Raw genomic sequence first — 4,266 nt, 5'->3', positions numbered from 1 at the left:
CGGTGTTAACAATACCTCACTAAAAATAAGCAACCTTACTGCAGAGCAGCAGGTGCTTATTATAGAGGTAGATACCGTGAATGGTAAAGTAAGCAAGCGTATCGTTTACTAACGGTTGCTATTAAAATAACATACCCAAAAAAGAAGCCCCATGCCCTGCATGGGGCTTTTTTATGGTAACATCAAGCAGATTTATATGCTTTGATTGATTGTAGTAGGTACAATTGCAGTTTTTTGGCCATAAATCCCAGTTGCAGGATTTATATGCTAGGCAATATAAACTTGCCTGAAATGTCACTTACTGTCACAAAAATCGCTCAACCGATTTCGTAATGTATTGAAAATGAGACTTATTTTGTCTTTTTGAATTTCACGTTATTTTAGGCTCCTGAATAAAAAAATAACTGTTAAAATTAAAGGTTGCATATACTTGGAAAAAAAGTAGTGTTTTAGGTTCTTAAACACAAATAAATCAGGCTTTTATGAAATTTTAGTCACGTAAATTAGTGTTAGTGTCGCTTTATTTAAAACCCCTATTTTTAACGCTTCTTTTGTATTTTATTTAACATTGCCGTCGAAGAAAAAACATTCTTTCTGTTAAATAAAATCATAATAATGAAAAAATTTACTACTGCTTTGTTATTCATGCTTGCTTTTTGTGCAGGTGTGAGGGCGCAGGACTGTTCCCCCGGTTCACCGCCCTATTATTTAGATTTTGAATCGGCCTCCCTGCCGTCGCTCCCGGAGTGTACTACAGGTGATGCCGGATGGACCACTATTGCCGCCCCAGGGTATGGCTTTGACAACAATACCCTGCAATATACAGGTACCTCAGAAACAGCTGATGACTGGTTTTTTACCAAAGGTGTACAGTTAACGGCCGGGCAGGCGTATAAAATTTCATTTAAGTACGGTAACGATACGGCTTCGGCTACAGGTCAGTTACAGGTAGCCTATGGACAGGGTGCCAATGCCGGTGCTATGACATCTACAGTTACTACACTAAGCAGTATTACCGGTGCCAGTGCCGCAACAGCCTCATATGGCCCTGTATACATAGGCGCATCGGGTACGTATTATTTTGGTTTCCATGCCACGTCGGCGGTGGGTCAGGGTAACCTGCTTGTAGATGATATTGTCATAGAACCATGGGTTTGTAACAACGTAACCGGTCTTACCGTAACCGATATTACAAATACTTCGGCAGGTATAAGTTGGGATGCTGTAACAACCGGCAACACGGTGCAGTTTTACCAGTACTGTTTTGTGTCGGGTACGGGTGTTGCGGTTGCGGGCCCTACAACAGGAGCTACCACAGGCAGCAGCTATATGCCACTTATACCGGGTACTACATATACTGCATATGTGCGCACATTTTGCAGCGGCACCTGGGGCGACTGGGTAGGAACTACCTTTACCACAACCGGTTGTGCACCGGTAACTAATCTTACCGTTTCAGATATAACCCCTACAAGTGCTAACATCAGTTGGGATGCTGTAACAGGTGGTACAACGGTGTACTTTTATCAGTATTATTTTGCTGAGGAAGGAAACGAACCTAACTCAGGTCCTACGACTACAACTAACAGCGGTTCCAGTACTACCTTTATGCCGCTTACTCCAGGCACAAACTATACTGCTTTTGTACGTACATTTTGTAGTGGCGGCGTGTGGGGAGATTGGGTTTCGGTTAACTTTTCTACCCTGTCGTGCGACCCTGAAGCGGTACCATACAGCATCGATTTTGAATCGGTAAATACTCCGGGCCTGCCACTTTGTACTGCTGCCAATGGAGGTTGGACTACCGTTTCGGTACCGGGTTATGGTTTTGATGATAATGCCCTTCAATACACAGGAACGTCGGAAACTGCCGATGCCTGGTTCTTTACAAAAAGCATACAGCATACCGAAGGTCAGGGATATAAAATTACGTTTAAGTATGGAAATGATAATGCCTCGGCCACAGGCCAGCTACAAGTAGCATTCGGCCAAGGTGCCGATGCCGGTTCTATGACAGGCAACATTACTACCCTTAACAGCATTACAGGCGCCAGTGCTGCAACTGCATCGGTTGGTCCTGTATACTTAGGTTCATCGGGCAATTATTATTTTGGTTTCCATGCCATTTCTGAAGCCGATCAGGGTAACCTGCTTGTAGACGATATTCTTATAGAACCATGGACCTGTAATACTGTTACTGGTGTTACGGTTTCGGGAATCACAAATACAGTAGCTAACATTAGCTGGGATGCCGTAACCACAGGAAACACGGTACAGTTTTACCAGTACACTTTTGTATTAGGAACAGCTGCTGCTACCGCCGGCCCAATTACAGGAGCTACTACGGGTAGTAGTTATGAAACCCTTATACCGGGTACTACGTATACCGCATATGTACGCACATTTTGTAGCGGTACATGGGGCGAATGGGTGGGCAGTACCTTTACTACAACGGGCTGTGCGCCGGTAACAAACCTTGCCGTAACCGATGTATCTTCATCTGGGGCCACCATTAGCTGGGATGCTGTAACCGGAGGAAACACGGTACAGTTTTACCAGTATTATTTTGTAGCAAACGATGGCCCTCCTTCAGATGGGCCTATAACTACAACTACAAGTGCCAGTAATTACTTCCCACTGTCTCCATCCAGCAATTATACTGCATATGTACGTACATTTTGTAGTGGCACCTGGGGTGCCTGGGTAAGTGTAAACTTTAATACACTGTCGTGTCAGCCAGTTTCCAATTTGTCGTCAAGCCCTTCATCATCTGATACGGTAACTCTTTCATGGGCGGCACCAGCCGGTACTGTAGCATCATATACGTATGCTTATTCTGACACCAATGATGTAGAAACTGCTATAACTGATATTACAACCGATACATCTATAAACATTAGCGGGCTTACACCGGGCGGTACCTATTATTTTTGGGTAAAAACAAATTGTGATAACGATAATAGCAGCGACTGGGTATCAGTATCTGAGTCGCTAACCTACTGTACACCGCAGCCATACAGCCAGGACGGTATAGGTATTACTAACTTTACCCTGGATGCTATAAACAATACTACCGGTAGTGAAAGCGGTTATTATGGAGATTATACCTCACTTTCTGCTGAAATAAGTCAGGGTGTTACAAAAAACTTCAGTATTACTTATGGTACAGGATATACCTATGGTACTAAGATATGGATAGACTGGAACAACGATTACGATTTTGACGACGATGGTGAGCAGATGTATTACGCGCTTTCGGCCTGGACAAATCCATCTACACTATACGGAACCATTACTGTGCCAATAGATGCATCACTGGGTGCGCACCGTTTAAGGATAGGTGGTACTGATGAAGATTCAGGTCCATATGATGCTTGTTATATAGGGTCATACGGTTCATTTGAGGACTATACCCTTATAGTAACTGAAGCGCCGTCGTGCTTTACCCCATCAGCGCTTACCGGCGTGGGATATGCCGATGGTACTGCCCTGTTTAGCTGGATGGCACCCGAGTATGGCGATGCACCTGTGGGGTATGAATATACAGTAAGTACTTCTTCATCTATGCCTACAGGTAGCGGCACACCAGTTACAGGTACAACAACAACCTATACAGGCATTACTGCCGGTGTAAACTATTACTTTTTTGTAAGAACAGATTGTGGTAGTGGCAGCTATGGCGACTGGGTAGCCTCGCAGGCATTTTCTTATATACTGGGTGATACCTGCCAGTCGGCTATAAGCCTCGATGCGCAAACCAGTCCGTATAGTAATATAACCACGGGACTAAACAATAATTTTACGCCATCGTGCCCATATATGTCTACTGCACCAGATATGTATCTTTCGGTAACAGTTCCGGCAGGATATACCATAACTATGTCGCAAACCAATAATTTTGATTCTACAGTTTCGGTATTCTATGGTAGCTGTAATGCGCTTACCCAAATAACCTGCTTTGATGACCCGGATGAAACAGTTGTAAATTGGACAAATACTACCGGCACCAGCCAAACATTGTACTGGATAGAAGATGGTTATGCCAGCGCAGCGGGTACTTTTGTGCTTAGCTGGAGCTTTGCTGCTCCTGTTTGCTACAACTGGACGGGTACTGTAAGCACCACCTGGACCGATGCTGCTAACTGGTGTGGCAGTGTAGTGCCTACAAGTGCAGATGATGTTGTTATAGCCGATACTGCTAATAACCCTGTTATTGCTTCGGGCGTGGCTTATGCACACAACCTAACCCTTGGTGCAGGCGCTACA

At 44.3% G+C, this 4,266-nt stretch carries 1 protein-coding gene; it reads left to right on the top strand.

What is annotated here, in order from left to right; translation table 11 throughout:
• Positions 1 to 615 precede the first annotated feature (615 nt).
• On the top strand, positions 616 to 4,266 hold a 3,651-nt coding region (locus ACLI1A_RS19475), incomplete at its 3' end, for a fibronectin type III domain-containing protein (protein ID WP_411410370.1).

The organism is Flavobacterium sp. RHBU_3, from assembly GCF_046613565.1.
GTDB lineage: Bacteria > Bacteroidota > Bacteroidia > Flavobacteriales > Flavobacteriaceae > Flavobacterium.
Note: the sequence above shows the minus strand (reverse complement) of the source record. Positions and strands in the feature narration are given on the sequence as shown.